This is a genomic window from Avibacterium paragallinarum (assembly GCF_900450705.1).
In the GTDB taxonomy this organism is placed as follows: Bacteria; Pseudomonadota; Gammaproteobacteria; order Enterobacterales; family Pasteurellaceae; genus Avibacterium; species Avibacterium paragallinarum.
Genome location: NZ_UGHK01000002.1, coordinates 864306 through 881217, shown reverse-complemented (window position 1 = coordinate 881217; position 16912 = coordinate 864306). Strand labels below are relative to the sequence as shown.

Here is a 16912-nt window from a genome sequence, read left to right as displayed (position 1 = left end):
TCCTATGTTTATTAGTAGCAATTATGAATGAGCCAACATTAATTCAATGCGTGAACCCACACGTTGCGCTTGATCTGCAAGCACGCCAATCCACTCAAGGATTTTGTATAAAAACATTGCATCAATTGGGTTAAATTCATTTTCCATTGAGCGTAACATTAGGCGTAATTTAATTTGCATTTGATCTGTATCATCTTCAATTTCATCTAAGGTTTGGATCATTCGATTCACAAATTGGACTTCACGACCTTTAAACCCTGTTTCAAGCAAGCCATCCATTTCATCGATCACCAAATGGGCTTGCTCTGCCGCGTCAATACTGCGAGCGACATATTTCATAAAATCTTCTTGCATTTTGCTTGGGAAAGAGCATTGACGCCCTACCATTCTACCCGCAATATCTTTGGCATAATTTGCTAACTTATCTTGTTGGGTAACCAATTCTAATAAATCCGTGCGTTCAATTGGCATAAACAGCCCACGAGGTAATTTTAAACGAATTTCTCGTTTTAAGCTGTCGGCTTGACGTTCTGTTTCAGAAATTTTTTGGCGTAATTTCTCTGCATTTTCCCAATCACCTTGAAAGGTGTATTCAAAGAAAGGAATGAGATATTTACAACAATCAGTAACTTTTGCTGAATGACGAGCCAATGGTTTTAAAGGGGAATGAGCAAATAATCCTAAGATATTATTTACTGCCATAGATAACTCCTTCTAGGGGTTAGGTTGATAATTTTTTGTGCATATGGCTAGGCTTAACCTATGCGGCGTAAAAATACACTATATTTGATCGAAAAAACAAGAAAATTATTAGATAATATGAAAAAAATTTGCTGATGTTTAGAAGGAATACTCAAAATGAGTACAGAAATTGAATTAAAACTATTAATCGCCCATTCCGCGATGGCGTCTGTGGAAAAAGCATTATTATCACAAAGCAATGTGCAAGAGCAAAACACGCTTTTTCTCGGCAATACTTATTATGATACTGCGGATAGATTTTTTGCTCAGAACAAAATGGGATTGCGAGTTCGTAAAGAAAATCAACAATTTACCCTCACTTTAAAAACGGAAGGACGCACAATGGGGGGCTTGCATATTCGCCCTGAATATAATGTGTCATTAGCCAATGAAACGCCTGATTTGGCATTGTTAGTGGAAAAATATCACCTCGATCCTGCGTGGAAAGCCTTGCAATTACAGCCCATTTTTGCGACGGATTTCGCACGAAAAACTCTGCAAATTCATACCGCACTTTCCCCTGTTTCCACTCTAATTGAAGTGGCGATTGATCAAGGCAGAATCCTCGCTGGGGAGAAACAAGCGGAAATCCACGAGGTAGAGTTTGAATTAAAGCAAGGCGAGGTGACTGATTTGCTTGCTTTTGTGCGAGCTTTGCCGTTAGATAATGGAATACGCCTGAGTGCGGTGAGTAAAGCCCAACGTGGTTATCAGCTTGCAGAAAACCGCCTTGTTAAAGCACAAAATTGGCTGGACAAATGGCGGGATTTTCTGGATTTTGCCCAAGGCACAGAAAAATTCACGCAAAAACTGACCGCACTTTTTCATCTTGAGCAAGCCTTAATTGAGGAAACCTTCGCCTTAGGGCAAGCCTATTTCACTGAGGATTTTTTACGCACGGTGGAACGTATCGGGGCGTTTTTCAATCTTTATCATTTTTATACTGAAAACGCCCAAGCCCTAGAAAATGCCTTTAATCAACAAGGGCTGAGCGAGGAATTAAAGGGGCATTGGCTGAATTTGGTGGCAAGCAGTCAGCAATGTTTAGCGGAATGTAAAGCCTTGATCACCTTGCACAGTGAAAGCAAAAATAACGCCCAAGTAATCGCAGAATTATTCACTTTATTGCAATCGGTTTTTTATCTGTACCGAATGCTCGATTTGCTTTCACTGACTTATTTCAATAATGAGGAGGAACAAAATGGCTAAAGCGAAAACCGCCTATGTATGTAGTGATTGCGGTGCGGAATATGTCCGCTGGCAAGGGCAGTGTAACGCCTGTAAATCTTGGAATACGATTACGGAAGTACGTCTTGCCCCTGCTAAATCAAGCCGCGCTGATCGTTTTAGCGGTTATGCGGGGGAAACGCAGGCGAAAATTCAAACCCTCGCCGACATCAGTTTGCAAGACGTGCCACGTTTTCACAGTGGGTTTTATGAGCTTGATCGTGTACTAGGCGGGGGGATCGTGCCGGGCAGTGCGATTTTGATCGGCGGACACCCTGGGGCGGGGAAAAGTACCCTGTTATTGCAAGTGATGTGTGGTTTGGCTCAAAATATGACCGCACTTTATGTTACGGGGGAAGAGTCCTTACAACAGGTGGCAATGCGTGCCAATCGTCTTGGCTTGCCAACTGATCGTTTAAATATGCTTTCAGAAACCTCCGTAGAGCAAATTTGCCATTTGGCCGATCAGCTTAAACCGCAAATCATCGTGGTGGATTCCATTCAAGTGATGCACCTTGCGGATATTCAATCTTCACCAGGGAGCGTTTCCCAAGTGCGGGAATGTGCCTCTTTTCTGACCCGTTATGCGAAAACTCGCCAAGTCGCCATTATTATGGTGGGACACGTGACCAAAGACGGCACGCTGGCAGGACCTAAGGTGTTGGAACACGCCATTGACTGCTCGCTATTATTAGAAGGGGAGGCGGATAGCCGTTTTCGCACCTTACGTAGCCACAAAAATCGCTTTGGCGCGGTCAATGAACTTGGCGTATTTGCGATGACAGAGCAAGGCTTGCGCGAAGTGAAAAATCCTTCCGCCATATTCTTAAGCCGTGGGGAAGAAGACACCGCGGGAAGTTCCGTAATGGTGCTATGGGAGGGAACACGCCCGCTGTTGGTGGAAATTCAAGCCTTGGTAGATCACTCAATGCTCGCCAATCCAAGACGGGTCGCAGTGGGATTGGAACAAAATCGTTTGGCTTTATTATTAGCGGTGCTACATCGTCACGGTGGCTTGCAAATGTCTGATCAAGACGTGTTTGTCAATGTGGTAGGTGGCGTAAAAGTGAGTGAAACCAGTGCAGACTTGGCCTTATTACTGGCATTGATTTCTAGCTTCCGAAATCGTCCATTACCAAAAGATCTGGTGGTGTTTGGCGAAGTGGGGCTAGCGGGGGAAATCCGCCCCGTACCAAGCGGACAAGAACGAATTTCTGAAGCAGCCAAACACGGCTTCACCCGTGCTATCGTCCCGTTTGCCAATAAACCGAAAAGTGCGGTGAAAAATATGCAAGTTTTCACCGTGAAAAAATTGATTGATGCGTTAAATATTTTAGATAACATATAGAATATACCTCTTTCTAGGTGGGGGTGTTTTGCGATTTAATTAGTTATAATACAGGATTGCTTATAACTAATTAAAATTCAATGAACTTTAAGAAATCTAATCTTTTATTTAAATCTTTTTCTAATCCAATTAAATTAGGCATTAGTTTAGCTATTGTGGCGTTGAACGCGGAGGCATCTCGAGTAAGGGGAGATGTTGATTACCAATATTTTCGTGATTTTGGTGAAAATAAAGGTCTCTTTTCAATCGGTGCGACAAACATTCATATTTTTGACAAAAACGGTCAAGATGTAGGCATTATGTTGAAAGATAATATTCCTATGCCTGATCTCAAAACAGCAAATAAGAATGGGGCATTTGCCAATTTAATCGATCCTTCCTTTATAACTAGTGTTCGGCATAATGTCGGATATTCTCAAGTTTTATTTGGTGGAGAAGATACAAACCCAGATTCTCACCATTTTTCTTACCTTTTGGTTAATCGAAACAATTTTCCCGATGAATGGGATGGGGTCACTTATTCAAACCCGCAAGATAAAGATTATCATATCCCTCGTTTACATAAAATGGTAACGGAGGTAGCTCCCGCAGAACTGACCGATGTATTAACGCCAAATGGAAAAGAAAATACAAAAATTTTGACGGATTTAACGCGTTTTCCTCTTTATATACGAGTGGGTTCAGGAAAACAAGAGGTTCAAGAAAGTGCGGAAGATAATAGCAAAACGATCAGTTTGAGTAGTGCATATAGGTATGTTATAGGTGGTGTCACTCACACAATGAGTGAAGCTAATGCGACTAATGTTGTGGCAAATGGAACGATCACGCCAGAAGGGAAACGGATCACGGATAAGCCAATAACCTTATTTGGTTCTATTTATGGGCCAATGGTAAGTTATGGACGAAGTGGTGATAGTGGTTCTGCATTACTGGGGTATGATGCTCAAAAGAAAAAGTGGGTGATTGTAGGTGTTCTAAAATCTGATTATGGTTATGGGAACATTTGGTCATTGTCACGCCCTTCTTATGTTAATGCTATACAAGAAAGAGCCAAGGCGGGGACTATTCAGAATACGCAACAAAATCAAGTTTGGGAATGGAGTGTTGATGCTCTTCACCCTGAAACCAGTAGTATTAAAGCGGGAGAAAGCACCGCATTGGCTGTGCCTTTAAGAAATGAATCTTTAAAATCACAAGATACAGATAAAGAACGTCCATCATTAGATTATGGGAAAAGTGTGATTTTTGATGGTGTAGATGGGGGGGGGTTATTAGTTAAAGACAACATTAATGCGGGAGCTGGAGCACTCTATTTCAATACAAATTTTACTGTGAAGCCTGAAACGAACCAAACGTGGTTAGGTGGTGGCGTTTTGGTTGCTAAGGATAAAACAGTAACTTGGAAAATAGCTAATCCTGAAGGCGATCGTCTTTCAAAGTTAGGGACAGGAACTTTATTGGTTCAAGGTGTGGGAAATAACCTAGGAGATATTAGTATCGGTGATGGAACTGTCATTTTAGATCAGCAGGAAGATGAGCAAGGTCGAAAACAGGCATTTAATCAGGTTGGTGTGGTAAGTGGGCGTCCGACCTTGATTTTACAAAGTGCGGATCAAATTGATCCGAATAAATTGTATTTTGGTTTTCGTGGCGGACGTTTAGATTTAAATGGTAACGATCTCAGCTTTAAACGTATCCAGCATTCTGATGATGGTGCAACAGTTGTTAATCATCGCACGGATAAATCATCGAATTTAACCTTAACAGGTGTGACGGTTTCCGAACAAGATTTAACTTGGGGAAATTGGGGAAAAGCTGGCTCTGACATTTATGAATATGCTATAAGCGGGCGAAAGGATTATTTCGCTTTAAAATCAGGTGACAAAGCAGGAAGTTATTACCCTACAAACCAAGCTAGTTCAGATAGTTGGGAATATTTAGGCAGTGATCGTGCTAGTGCAATAGAAACGATTTTAGAACGCAAAAATCAGCAACTATTGTTTACAGCATTTAGTGGATATTTAGGAGAAAAATCAGCGGATAAACCAAACGGTGTGCTTAATGTGAACTACCAGCCAGCACGAGATGATTCGGTACTCTTATTATCTGGCGGAATGAATCTTAATGGTGACCTTTCTATCAAAGGTGGAAAGGTTATCTTAGAAGGCATACCAACCCCGCACGCTCGTGATGTGTTGAATAATCGTGAGGTGATTTTTGAAGATGATTGGATTAATCGTGATTTCTCAGCGAAAAATATTTCTGTTGCCAATAATTCTACACTCACTGTGGGGCGAAATGTTTCTTCCCTAGATGGAAATATCCAAGCTACGGATAATGCAGTATTGAATTTGGGATATCAATCGGGACAAAAAGTTTGTTTACGTTCTGATTATACAGGAAGTGTCAGTTGTGATTCCCCAAGTTATAATGAAAAGACTTTGGCAACGATTCCAAGAATGGCATTAACAGGGGATATTACTTTAACGCAACAAAGTCAGTTAAACTTAGGGAAAACAGATTTTGTTGGTTCAATTCAAGGAGAACATTCGAGTCGGACATCGCTATCTCCTGAATCGCATTGGACATTAACGGGCGATAGTACAGTAGGAAATTTAAATTTAGACCAGAATTCACAAATCACACTTAGTCAGAATGATAAACAATTAAATACCTTAACAGTTGATGGTGATTTAAGTGGAAATGGTAAATTTTATTACCGCACTCAATTTTCGTCATTAGGTAGTGATAAAGTGATTGTTAATGGAGAGGCATCAGGAGATCATTTACTAATTGTTGATGATATTGGTACTGAACCGCAGCGTAGTAAAGCACGTTTAACATTAATGACGACCAATTCATCTGCTGATAATTTTGCTGTAACATTGCAAAATAATTATGCGGATATTGGTACTTACCGTTATAGCTTGATTCAGGATGGGGGGACATTTCGTCTATATAACCCTATTGTAGAAAAAGAAATTGAGGAAGAAGAACGTAAAGCAGCGGAAGAGGCGAAACGTCAAGAAGAAGAGCGTAAAAAGGCTGAGGCAGCAAATTTAACGCAATCTGAGTTAATTAGCCGTATATCAAACACAGCATTGTCGGAGCTTTCGGCTCAAGTGAATGTGGCATTAAAAAATGATCAGCGTTTAAATCAACATTATCTTCAAGAAAGGGGGAGCAAGCCCAAGTATGGACGAATTTAGATGTACAGAAAGCGAATTATCAATCGGATAATTACCGTGCTTATGAGCAACGCAGCACTTATACAGAGTTGGGTGCAGAAAGTGCAATGAATGAGCAGGGAATTCGTCTTGGTGGTGTGGTATCACAAACGCGATCAAATATTGAGTATGAAAACGCAAGGGGTAAGACAGTCTATTCACAAGCGACCGTTTATGCAACAGTGCAAAATACACAAGGATTATTTGTAGCCTTAGATCTGGGCTATGGTCGTTCAAATAACACTATTACGTTAGACGACAAAACGGCTAATTTTAAACGTAATATCGTTAGTGTAGGGTCGGTGATAGGTAAAAAATGGGCTTTAGGGTATGTAGATCTCAAAACTATTGCGGGATTACATTATCACCATTTGAGTTCGGTGAATTATGAATTGAAGGGAGCTGAAATTCGCACTAGGTCTTTAAATTTAGTTAATTACCAGATGGGAGCGGAATTATCGAAAACTTGGTTGTGGAATGAATTTTTCATTACACCAAGTATTGCAGTTGATTATTTTGATGCAAACCGTAAAGTATTTAATAATGCAGTGTTGGTGAATAATAACGGATTACAGCAACAATTTAACCGTAGTATTCAATATCAAGCTGGGCTAAATATGAATTTGGGGCTATGGTATGTAAGAACTGCATTGACCTATGAAAGGGGGCGTGAGTCTTCTAGTGCCAAAGAACTTAGCCTAAATGTAGGTTATATTTTTTAATATCCTCAGTCATTTATAACCCCATAATTTGTTATGGGGTTATTTATATGTTTAATTTTAAAATATGATTGAGCATTTACGGTGTGTTCTACATTCATATGACAATATATTATGTAGCCCAAAAATACACTATAATCATCACCAGTAAATAGACCAAACCAAGCCTTGCGAGGAATAATAAGCTAGATTTTGGGACGAGTTGGCGGGCTAAGCTTAGATTGAGCCAAGCAAAAATCGGAGCAGAGATAAAAGAGGCTGTCATCGCAAAGGGGATCATTTTTCCTATGGAGCTACTAAAAAATTGAATAATGATAAAGCTAACCAAGCAAGCAAATAGCATAAAATAGCGTAAGCCTTTTTCATTATTGACATCGGCGTTTGCTCCTGAATAAAGTAATTGAACGCTTTGTAAGTTGCAACGCGAATAGCCATCAACAGCAACAATAGTTGTGCCATAAATACAAATAAAAGCTATTAAGGCGATAAACCAGCGTGTCCATTCACCAATACTAATTGCATACATTTCAACAAATTGATGAATAAATTTTCCCCCACTTAAAGGGGCAAGAGATTGTCCATATTGCACTGATGCTCCTAATGCCATAAACATTAATGCGAGAATAATGGTTGTGATATAACCAGTATTGAAATCAACGCTATGATTTTTCTGATAGTTAGGATCTTGCCGATTTTTTTGTACCACCCATAATGAACTGGCAATACTCAGTTCCATTGGTGCTGGCATCCAGCCCATTAAGGCAATCAAAAAAGGAATGGCTGAGAAACTCCAAGCATTGGGAGCAACAAACTTGCTATCTATAACCGTTGGCGATTTGTTTAAAGCAAGAAATAACGCAACGGTAGTAATCACCGAAAGCAGTAGCATAATGCTTTTCGATACCTTATCTAATCGCTGATATTGGCGATAAAATAAAATGACCAAGAAACTGAGCAGAACAATAATATTGAGCCAGTTAAGATCCATCTTAAAAGGCAGTAACATTGCGAGCAACACAGCGGATAAAAGCGTTCCACCAGCAATATTCACCACTGTGGCAAATAGATTAAAACAGAGAAAAAGCAATAAATAGCTTTTGCCTTTTTCCGCATAGCCTTGCAACACACTTTTATTTTGTGTCGCACTATAATCAAAGGCAAAACGAAAGAATGGATATTTTAGTATATTGACTAACACGATCAGTACCGCTAATTGATAACCATAATATGCCCCCGCTTGTGTGGAGGCGATAATATGAGAGCCGCCCACACAGGAACACGCCATAATCATTCCAGGACCTAAACGGCGTAATGAAGGAAATTTGGCGATCATTTATTCTCCTAAAATTTTTTGTACTGTTGAGATGAGATTTTTTGATTGCATAATTGTCGAAATCACCGCCATACCGTCTGCACCAGCTTGTAATAATGGGGCAACGTGTTCGGTTTTAATGCCGCCAATAGCGACTAATGGCTTGTTTATTCCCTGTTGGCGTAGGTAATGCACGAAATCAATGCCAACATCGGGGGAAGCGTCTGCTTTAGAAAAGGTCGGGAAAATTGGACCGCACCCATAATAATCCACGCCGTTAAAATCATTATGGCGTTGTGCTTGTGCTAAGGTGTTTACCGATAAGCCGATTAACATTTCGCCTTGAAGTCGCTGGGCTAATTGCTCTACAGCGGTGTCTTTTTGCCCAACGTGAATGCCATCGGCGTTTAATTTTTCCGCTAATGCCACATCGTTATTCATAATAAATGGCACGTTATATTGTTGGCACAAGGCTTGGCATTGGCGGGCTAATTGCTCAATTTGTTGCGGATCTTGCAGGGAAAATTGCCCTTTCTCACGAAATTGATAACAGGTAATGCCTGCTTGTAAGGCTTGTTCTAAACGGGTTAATAATGCCTGTTGCGGATTGCTTGCATAAGTGGGAAAATGGCGGCAATCTTGCGTGCCTGCCACTAAATAACAACGTAAAATTGATTTATCCATTTTGTTGCTCCTGTGAATATGCCCAATGGTTGGTTGGGCCGTGGCCCTGTCCGATATGTAATGGGTGCGTAATCGCACTGGTGATAAAGGCTTTCGCCGTTTTGCAGGCTTGCTCTAGCGATTGCCCTTTGGCAAGTTCTGCTGTTAAACAGGCGGAAAAGGTGCAACCCGTGCCGTGCGTGTGTGGCGTGTTGAAGCGAGGGCTTTCCAGCTCAAAAGCGTAAGTTGGGGTAAAAATCACATCTTTACACACCGCACTTTGCGAATTTTGCTGATGGCCGCCTTTAATGATCACGGTTTTTGCCCCCATTTTTTGTAGGGTTTCGGCAATGCGTTGCAGGCTGGCTGAATCCTCCGCTTTCAGCCCTGTTAAGGCTTCCGCTTCAGGCAAATTTGGGGTAAGCACATCAGCGAGTGGCAAGAGTCGCTCTCGCATTGCTTGAATGGCAGATTGTTCCAACAAGCTCGCCCCACCTTTGGCGATCATCACAGGATCGATCACCACATTAGGCAATGAATGCTGTTTTAGAAAGGTCGCTACGGTCGTGATAATTTCTGCCGTGCCAAGCATTCCAATTTTCACCGCATTAGGGGAAAAATCCGCCACGATGGCTTGCAACTGGGCTTGAATACTCTGTGTTGGCACGAGGTGAATATCGGTTACGCCAAGGGTATTTTGTGCGGTAACGGCGGTGATCACGCTCATTCCAAACACCTTTTGCATTTGAAAGGTTTTCAGATCCGCTTGAATGCCCGCTCCGCCACCACTGTCAGACCCCGCAATCGTCAGGGCTTGGGCTATTTTCGTCATTGTGCCTCCTCCTAAATATCCGTGTAATAAACCTTGGCATATTGAGCCACTTGCTGATCTTCAAGCTCACCAAGCTGATCTAAAAGTGCGGTATAAAATTGACCATATTTTTTCGCTCCTAATGGCTCGGCTGCCAATTCTCCCGCCACCGCATAGGCAGTACAAGCTTGCACGGTAGCATTAAATGGTTGATCAGGCTGAACCGCTAAGAACGCCCCAATCACCGCCCCAAGCAAACAGCCTGATCCCGTAATTTTCGGGAACATTGCCGTGCCGTTGTGAATGGTAGCGAGCTGTTTTCCATCGCTAAGATAATCTACTTCACCGCTCACTGCCACAACGCATTGATATTGTTGAGCGGCAACTTTGGCGATCTCTGCCACATCGCTTTCACCTTGCCCCGCATCAACCCCTTTCGCCGACCAATGAATGCCAGCCAGTTGGGCGATTTCCCCCGCGTTGCCACGAATGGCAGTGAATTTAATGTGCGAAAGCAGTTGAGCCACCACCGCTTTACGATAGGTGGTTGCCCCTACGCCAACGGGATCTAACACCACGGGAATGCCTGCTTGGTTCGCCGCTTTCCCCGCAGCTAGCATCGCTTTCACTTTGTAAGAATCCAGCGTGCCAATATTAATGACTAGAACGGAGCTAAATTTAGCCAAGTCTGCCATTTCTTCTTCCGCGTCTGCCATAATCGGCGAAGCCCCCAGTGCGAGCAAGCCATTTGCCACATAATTGGCGACCACAATATTGGTGATGTTATGGATAAGTGGGTTCTGTTTACGAATTTTTGCGATTAAATTAAAGTCCATTTTGTTCTCCTGCGAAGATGATTTGAAATAAAAATAGGGTAGCACGACGCACCGTTGCTTGCACAACAAGGCGACAAGGTGATCGCATTATGTGAAACGTAGTGAAAATAAACACGTCCCCCTTTGCGTTATTGAACAACGGTGAAAGACAAATACGAAATGGCGAAAAATAAAAAAGAGAGAAATAAAGTGCGGTATAAATTTAGGCTTGTTTTCATCATTAGTTTCCTACGTCAGTGCTAACTGGATCAGGTTCAACGGGTATCATCTCAGCCACTTTTTTAAGTAGCACCCCGACTATTAACTCCCTTATTCTACAAAGAAATGGCAATGAATACAATGAATACACACACAATTTCTCGCAAATTTGCCAAGTATTTTTTAATTTTGCGAGCTAGATCGCAAAAATGAAATCGCCACCTTGTCAAAGTGCAGTGCTTTTTTCATAGTGTTTTTATGTCAAAGTGGAAATGGCTGAACGCGATGAACATTGGCTTGAGGCTCGATACCCTGTTATGGCTTGTGATCGCCGCGGGCTTAACCTTGCTTTTTGTGCCGCAATCTTTTTTGCTTGAGCCAAAGCAAAGTGCGTGGCTGGCGGGGATTGCGGTGGTGGGCTGTGGCGTTGCCTATTGGGTTAAGCATCAAGGGATAGCGAAATTTTTCGCCTATGGTGCGATATTTGTGCTATGCCTTGCGGATTTTCATTATCAGGCACAGCAGCTCTTACAGCAGGCTCACGCCGTTGAGGGGCTTGAAAAACGCATTGAGCGGGAAATTCGCATTGTCGAAGTACTACATCAGCAAGATTATCAAACCTTTATCGCCACCGCTCAGCTTGATGAAACCCTGCCTGAACAACGCCTTTATATGCAATGGCAAAGGGCGGAAAAAGTGGCAGTCGGACAGCGTTGGCGAGCGGAATTATCCCTACGTCCATTGTCTAGTCGGCTAAATGAGGGGGGATTTGATCGGCAAAAATGGTATTTTTCAAAGGGGATTACCGCCTATGCAAGGGTGAAAAGTGCGGTCAAAATTTCGGAGGATTTTTCTTGGCGGGAAGCAAGGTTACAAACCGCATTTCAGCACACTCAAGCCCTCTCAATGCAAGGGCTATTGCTGGCGTTAGGGTTTGGTGAACGGGCGTGGTTGCAGCCAACTCATTGGCAAATCTACCAAAAAACCAATACCGCTCATCTTATCGCTATTTCAGGGCTACATATTGGCTTGGCAATGTTGCTTGGCGTTGGCATTGCTCGAGGGATACAATTTTGCTTGCCGACCTATTGGATCACGCCGATGTTTCCGCTTTTTATTGGGGCAATAATCGCGTTGATTTATGCCTATTTAGCGGGATTTTCTATTCCCACCCTGCGGGCGTTGGTGGCATTGGGACTGGTGTGTTTAGTGCGAGGGTTGCGTTTTTATCACACCCCTTGGCAATATTTTCAGCGGGTGGTAGCAGTGCTGATTTTCTGCCAGCCGTTAATGGTGCTATCGGTGAGTTTTTGGCTATCAGTAGGGGCGGTAGCAAGTTTGATTTTATGGTATCAATATGTGCCGTTGGATTTGTTTCAGCCACGAACTGATTTAGTCAGGCAGGATCGCCCGTTCTCTTTAGGGGCAATAATCGGTAAGCTCATACTACGCTGGGGCGTGGCATTGTTGCATTTGCAACTGGGCTTATTGCTAGTGTTTACCCCCGTTCAGCTTTACTTTTTTCACGGTTTTTCTTTAGCGGGAATGATCGCGAATGTTTTTGCTGTACCGTTGTTCAGCTTTTTTTTTGTTCCGCTCGTGCTATTTGCGGTACTCAGTAACGGCACATTTTCTTCTTGGCAAGGAGCAAATGAATTGGCAGAAAAGATCACCGTTTTTCTGTCAAATTGGCAACATCAATGGATCGATCTTTCCCAAACGCAATCGCAATGGATCGGGCTTGGGCTGTGTGCATTGGGGCTGAGCTATGTTTTTGGCTTATGGCAGGTACAGAAAAATCACTCGCTAAATAGGCAAAAATCCATTCCGTTCATTCAGGATCGCACTTTGGCAAAATGGAAATGGAGGTTAAACCCTGACAAAATCCCCTCAGTATTATGCTTAAAAAAGCTAGGTGTTGTACTGGTGCTTATTTTTCTCGTCAATGGCGGAAATTTGTTGGTAACCCATTTTCGGCAACCCGATTGGCGGCTTGAAACCCTTGATGTGGGGCAGGGCTTGGCAACATTATTGGTAAAAAATCAGCGTGGCATTTTATATGATACGGGCGCAGCCTGGCGTGGGGGAAGTATGGCGGAGCTAGAAATTTTGCCTTATTTAAGGCGGCAGGGCATTGTGCTGGATTACCTTATTTTAAGCCACGACGATAATGACCACGCAGGTGGGGCTGAAGCGGTGTTGCGGGCTTATCCCAATGCGATGCTCATTACGTCATCGGAAAAAATCGAGCGAAAAACGCACCGCACTTTTTGTTTCGCGGGAACGCAATGGCAGTGGCAAGGGTTGCAGATTTCAGCCCTCTCGCCGCAAAAGGTGGTGAAACGAGCGGAAAATAATGATTCTTGCGTGCTGTTGATCGATGATGGACGGCATAAAGTGTTGCTCACAGGCGACGCGGAAAGCCAAATTGAACCACAGTTTATTTACAAGGCAGGGAAAATTGACGTGTTACAGGTCGGACATCACGGCAGCAAAACCTCTACCAGCGAGGCATTGGTGAAAACCTTGCAACCTAGCATTGCGTTGATTTCTAGTGGACGGGGAAACCCTTGGCATTTCCCGCATTATGCGGTGTTAGCACGTTTGCAAGCACAGCAAAGTGCGGTGTTAAATACGGCAGATTTTGGACAAATTCGCCTTTCTTTTTCAGCCAAGAAACCACCGCCTGAAAATATCAGCATTGACACCGCACGGGGAACGTTTTCCCCTTGGTATCGGGAATTATTGTAGCCGTGCAAGTGTTACCGTGGTTTGATTTCAAATCACAGGACGTTATTCTGTATCAAAGTACGATTTGGATTGTTGTCTTGCTCTATTTTTCATTGAAATAGGGGAAATGAGGTAACGCGTTGTCGTGCTTCGCAAGGTTAAATCAAATGATGATAATTGGCTTGTAGGAAAAATAAGGGTAGAATGGCGAGGTTTTTTTAATTTAAATAACTTCAATTATGCAAGATAAAGATTTAACTACGCTACAAACCTTCAAACGTTTATGGCCGATTATCGCCCCTTTCAAAGCGGGGTTGATTGCCGCCGCCGCTACATTGGTTTTCAATGCATTGGCGGACGCAGCATTAATTCAAATGCTTAAACCTTTGCTCGATGATGGTTTTGGCAAAGCCGATGTGGGCTTTTTACGAATGATGTCTATTATCGTGGTGTTGCTGATAATGGTGCGTGGCGTAACCAGTTTTGTTTCAACCTATTGCTTAGGCTGGGTTTCAGGCAAAGTGGTGATGACTATTCGCCGCCGTTTATTCCGCCATTTAATGTATATGCCCGTGCCGTTTTTTGATCAAAACTCAGCAGGAAAATTGCTTTCTCGCATCACCTACGATAGCGAACAAGTGGCAAATTCTTCTTCTGGCTCATTGGTTACCATTGTGCGTGAGGGGGCATACATTATTTCTTTGCTTGGGGTGATGATTTATACCAGCTGGCAACTTTCCCTCGTGCTATTTATCATTGGACCAATTATCGCGGTGCTGATTCGTATGGTGTCGAAAAAATTCCGTGAATTAGGCAAAAATATGCAAAATTCAATGGGCGAACTCACCTCCGCCGCAGAACAAATGTTGAAAGGGCATCGTGTTGTGTTGTCTTTTGGCGGGCAAAAATTGGAAGAAGAACGCTTTAATAAAGTGAGTAACGATATGCGTCGCAAGGGAATGAAAGTGATGGTGGCTGATGCCATTTCTGATCCTGTGGTGCAAATTATCGCTTCATTTGCTTTATCGGCGGTGCTGTATTTAGCCACGGTGCCTGAAATTATGAGCCAAAATTTAACCGCAGGCTCGTTCACGGTGGTGTTTTCTTCAATGTTGGCGATGATGCGACCGTTGAAATCGCTCACCAATGTGAATGCACAATTTCAACGCGGAATGGCAGCCTGTCAAACCTTGTTTTCCATTTTAGATATGGAAACAGAAAAGGATAACGGCACGTATGAAGTGGAAAAAGCCAAAGGAAATATTTCTTTCAAAGAGGTTACGTTCAGCTATCAAGGCAGAGAACACCCCGCGTTAAATCATATTTCTTTTGACATTCCGCAAGGCAAAACAGTGGCATTGGTGGGGCGTTCTGGATCTGGGAAATCTACCATTGCTAATCTCGTTACCCGTTTTTATGATATTCAGCAAGGCGAAATTACCTTAGACGGCGTAAATATTCAGGATTATCGCCTAAATAACTTGCGTGAAAATTGTGCGGTGGTGTCGCAACAGGTGCATTTATTTAATGACACCATTGCCAATAATATTGCCTATGCCGCAGCGGATAAATACAGCCGTGAGGACATCATTAAAGCGGCTAAAGCCGCTCACGCAATGGAATTTATTGAAAAATTAGATCAAGGGCTGGATACCGTGATCGGGGAAAACGGGGCGAGTTTATCGGGCGGACAACGCCAGCGTTTAGCCATTGCCCGTGCCTTGTTACGCAATTCCCCTGTGCTAATTTTAGATGAAGCAACCTCGGCGTTGGATACGGAATCAGAGCGAGCCATTCAAGCCGCACTGGAAGAATTGCAAAAAGAACGCACGGTTTTAGTTATTGCTCACCGTTTATCCACCATTGAAAAAGCCGATGAAATTTTGGTGATTGAACACGGTGAAATCAAAGAACGAGGCTCGCACCAAGAATTATTGGCATTGAATGGGGCCTATAAACAGCTATACCAAATGCAGTTTAACCATTAACACAACGAGGCGATAATGAATTTTTGGTATCAATCCGATATAAAAGCGGTGTTGCTCAAAGGGGTATTGTCGCCTTTTGCCTTACTTTTTTGGCTGATCACAAAGCTGAGGAAAGCCCTTTATCAACGGGGAATTTTGCCTTCTTATAAAGCCCCTGTGCCTGTAGTGATCGTGGGGAATTTGTCTGTAGGCGGTAATGGAAAAACGCCCGTGGTGATTTGGCTAGTACAGCAGTTACAGCAACAAGGGGTGAAGGTGGGCGTGATTTCTCGCGGCTACGGCAGTAAAGCCACCCATTACCCGCGTTTAGTTGCCGTGCAAGATAACCCCATTGAAACGGGCGATGAACCCTTGCTGATCGCCAAACGCACCAATGCTCCCGTGTGCATTTCGCCGAACCGTCAGCAGGCGATTGAACATTTACTCAAGCATTTCCCTTGTGATGTCATTATCAGCGATGATGGCTTGCAACATTATAAATTGCAGCGGGATAAAGAAATTGTGGTGATTGACGCACAACGCCAGTTCGGCAACGGTTGCGTTCTGCCCGCAGGCCCATTGCGAGAACCGCCAAGTCGCTTAAATTCAGTGGATTGGATCATCAATAACGGTGGGGCAACGCCTTTTAGCTCAAGTGTAATGACCTTAATCCCTAAATATGCCATTCATTTGCAAACAGGGGAAACGCGTCTTTTGGCAGATTTTGCACAGCAAAGGATCACCGCCGTGGCAGGAATTGGCAATCCACAACGATTTTTTACAATGTTGCAAGGGTTAAATATTGTGGTGGCAGAGAGCCACGCTTTTCAGGATCACCAAGCCTACACATTGGATCTATTTGAAAAATTCGATAAAAACCGACCGCTCTTTATGACGGAAAAAGACGCAGTGAAATGCCAAGTTTTCGCGCAACCTAATTGGTGGTATGTGCCAGTGGACGCGGAGATTGCTTCTGATGAGAGCCAAGGGTTTATCGCAGATTTAATACAGCGAATAAAAGAAAATCAGCAAAATATCGCCCTTTGATCTCAAAATAATATGGCGTTATTTCGCATTAAAGCCTCGCCTTATTTTAAATTTAAACGGCGGTAATGCGTAAAAAACGCAAGAAA

11 protein-coding genes, 1 pseudogene and 1 riboswitch are annotated in these 16912 nt (G+C 43.0%); of the genes and pseudogenes, 7 read left to right on the top strand and 5 right to left on the bottom strand.

Annotation, left to right across the window (positions count from 1 at the left end; genetic code table 11):
• Nucleotides 1-21: 21 nt before the first annotated feature.
• Nucleotides 22-702, bottom strand: a complete 681-nt coding sequence (locus tag DXZ23_RS09060) for a TIGR00153 family protein (RefSeq protein ID WP_017805732.1) — start codon at nt 700-702, stop codon at nt 22-24.
• A 156-nt stretch (nt 703-858) separates the two neighbouring features.
• Between DXZ23_RS09060 and DXZ23_RS09055 the strand changes: the two genes are divergently transcribed.
• The 4 genes and pseudogenes from DXZ23_RS09055 to DXZ23_RS09040 all read left to right on the top strand — a co-directional run.
• Nucleotides 859-1950, top strand: a complete 1092-nt coding sequence (locus DXZ23_RS09055; protein ID WP_017805731.1) for a CYTH domain-containing protein — start codon at nt 859-861, stop codon at nt 1948-1950.
• A complete protein-coding gene (radA, locus tag DXZ23_RS09050; protein WP_017805730.1) occupies nt 1943-3316 on the top strand; it encodes a DNA repair protein RadA in 1374 nt (457 codons plus the stop codon). Before DXZ23_RS09055 ends, radA begins: the two co-directional genes overlap by 8 nt.
• Nucleotides 3317-3396: 80 nt before the next feature.
• Nucleotides 3397-6525 (top strand): S6 family peptidase, encoded by a 3129-nt coding sequence (locus tag DXZ23_RS09045; RefSeq protein ID WP_026138486.1) that lies wholly within the window; start codon nt 3397-3399, stop codon nt 6523-6525.
• Nucleotides 6526-6569: 44 nt separating this feature from the next.
• A pseudogene (locus tag DXZ23_RS09040) lies at nt 6570-7265 on the top strand (autotransporter outer membrane beta-barrel domain-containing protein); the annotation flags it as partial.
• A gap of 109 nt (nt 7266-7374) precedes the next feature.
• On the opposite strand, the gene DXZ23_RS09035 reads toward DXZ23_RS09040, so the two are convergent.
• From DXZ23_RS09035 to thiM, 4 genes are read right to left on the bottom strand one after another with little or no spacing between them, the layout of a single operon-like run.
• The gene (locus DXZ23_RS09035; RefSeq protein ID WP_017805728.1) at nt 7375-8595 is read right to left on the bottom strand and encodes an NRAMP family divalent metal transporter; all 1221 of its coding nucleotides are present in this window, start codon (nt 8593-8595) and stop codon (nt 7375-7377) included.
• A complete protein-coding gene (gene thiE / locus DXZ23_RS09030) occupies nt 8596-9258 on the bottom strand; it encodes a thiamine phosphate synthase (RefSeq protein WP_035695893.1) in 663 nt (220 codons plus the stop codon).
• Nucleotides 9251-10069, bottom strand: coding sequence for a bifunctional hydroxymethylpyrimidine kinase/phosphomethylpyrimidine kinase (gene thiD, locus DXZ23_RS09025; RefSeq protein ID WP_017805726.1), 819 nt, complete (start codon nt 10067-10069; stop codon nt 9251-9253). Before thiD ends, thiE begins: the two co-directional genes overlap by 8 nt.
• 11 nt (nt 10070-10080) lie before the next feature.
• On the bottom strand, nt 10081-10884 hold the full coding sequence (gene thiM / locus DXZ23_RS09020; protein WP_017805725.1) for a hydroxyethylthiazole kinase: 804 nt from the start codon (nt 10882-10884) through the stop codon (nt 10081-10083).
• Nucleotides 10885-11092: 208 nt separating this feature from the next.
• Nucleotides 11093-11190: riboswitch (TPP riboswitch) on the bottom strand.
• A 183-nt stretch (nt 11191-11373) separates the two neighbouring features.
• On the opposite strand from thiM, the gene DXZ23_RS09015 reads away from it, so the two are divergent.
• The 3 genes from DXZ23_RS09015 (at nt 11374) to lpxK (ending at nt 16826) form a co-directional block, all read left to right on the top strand.
• On the top strand, nt 11374-13833 hold the full coding sequence (locus tag DXZ23_RS09015) for a DNA internalization-related competence protein ComEC/Rec2 (RefSeq protein WP_026138485.1): 2460 nt from the start codon (nt 11374-11376) through the stop codon (nt 13831-13833).
• A gap of 218 nt (nt 13834-14051) precedes the next feature.
• Nucleotides 14052-15800 carry a lipid A ABC transporter ATP-binding protein/permease MsbA gene (msbA, locus tag DXZ23_RS09010; RefSeq protein WP_017805722.1) on the top strand — a complete coding sequence of 583 codons (1749 nt, stop codon included), beginning with the start codon at nt 14052-14054 and terminating at the stop codon, nt 15798-15800.
• Nucleotides 15801-15815: 15 nt separating this feature from the next.
• Nucleotides 15816-16826 (top strand): tetraacyldisaccharide 4'-kinase, encoded by a 1011-nt coding sequence (gene lpxK, locus DXZ23_RS09005; RefSeq protein WP_017805721.1) that lies wholly within the window; start codon nt 15816-15818, stop codon nt 16824-16826.
• The last annotated feature ends 86 nt before the right edge of the window (nt 16827-16912 follow it).

Coding starts and splice junctions, on each gene's coding strand:
- lpxK (WP_017805721.1), top strand. CDS start 15,816: ATGAATTTTTGGTATCAATCCGATATAAAAGCGGTGTTGCTCAAAGGG.
- radA (WP_017805730.1), top strand. CDS start 1,943: ATGGCTAAAGCGAAAACCGCCTATGTATGTAGTGATTGCGGTGCGGAA.
- thiD (WP_017805726.1), bottom strand. CDS start 10,069: ATGACGAAAATAGCCCAAGCCCTGACGATTGCGGGGTCTGACAGTGGT.
- DXZ23_RS09045 (WP_026138486.1), top strand. CDS start 3,397: ATGAACTTTAAGAAATCTAATCTTTTATTTAAATCTTTTTCTAATCCA.
- DXZ23_RS09035 (WP_017805728.1), bottom strand. CDS start 8,595: ATGATCGCCAAATTTCCTTCATTACGCCGTTTAGGTCCTGGAATGATT.
- msbA (WP_017805722.1), top strand. CDS start 14,052: ATGCAAGATAAAGATTTAACTACGCTACAAACCTTCAAACGTTTATGG.
- thiM (WP_017805725.1), bottom strand. CDS start 10,884: ATGGACTTTAATTTAATCGCAAAAATTCGTAAACAGAACCCACTTATC.
- thiE (WP_035695893.1), bottom strand. CDS start 9,258: ATGGATAAATCAATTTTACGTTGTTATTTAGTGGCAGGCACGCAAGAT.
- DXZ23_RS09055 (WP_017805731.1), top strand. CDS start 859: ATGAGTACAGAAATTGAATTAAAACTATTAATCGCCCATTCCGCGATG.
- DXZ23_RS09060 (WP_017805732.1), bottom strand. CDS start 702: ATGGCAGTAAATAATATCTTAGGATTATTTGCTCATTCCCCTTTAAAA.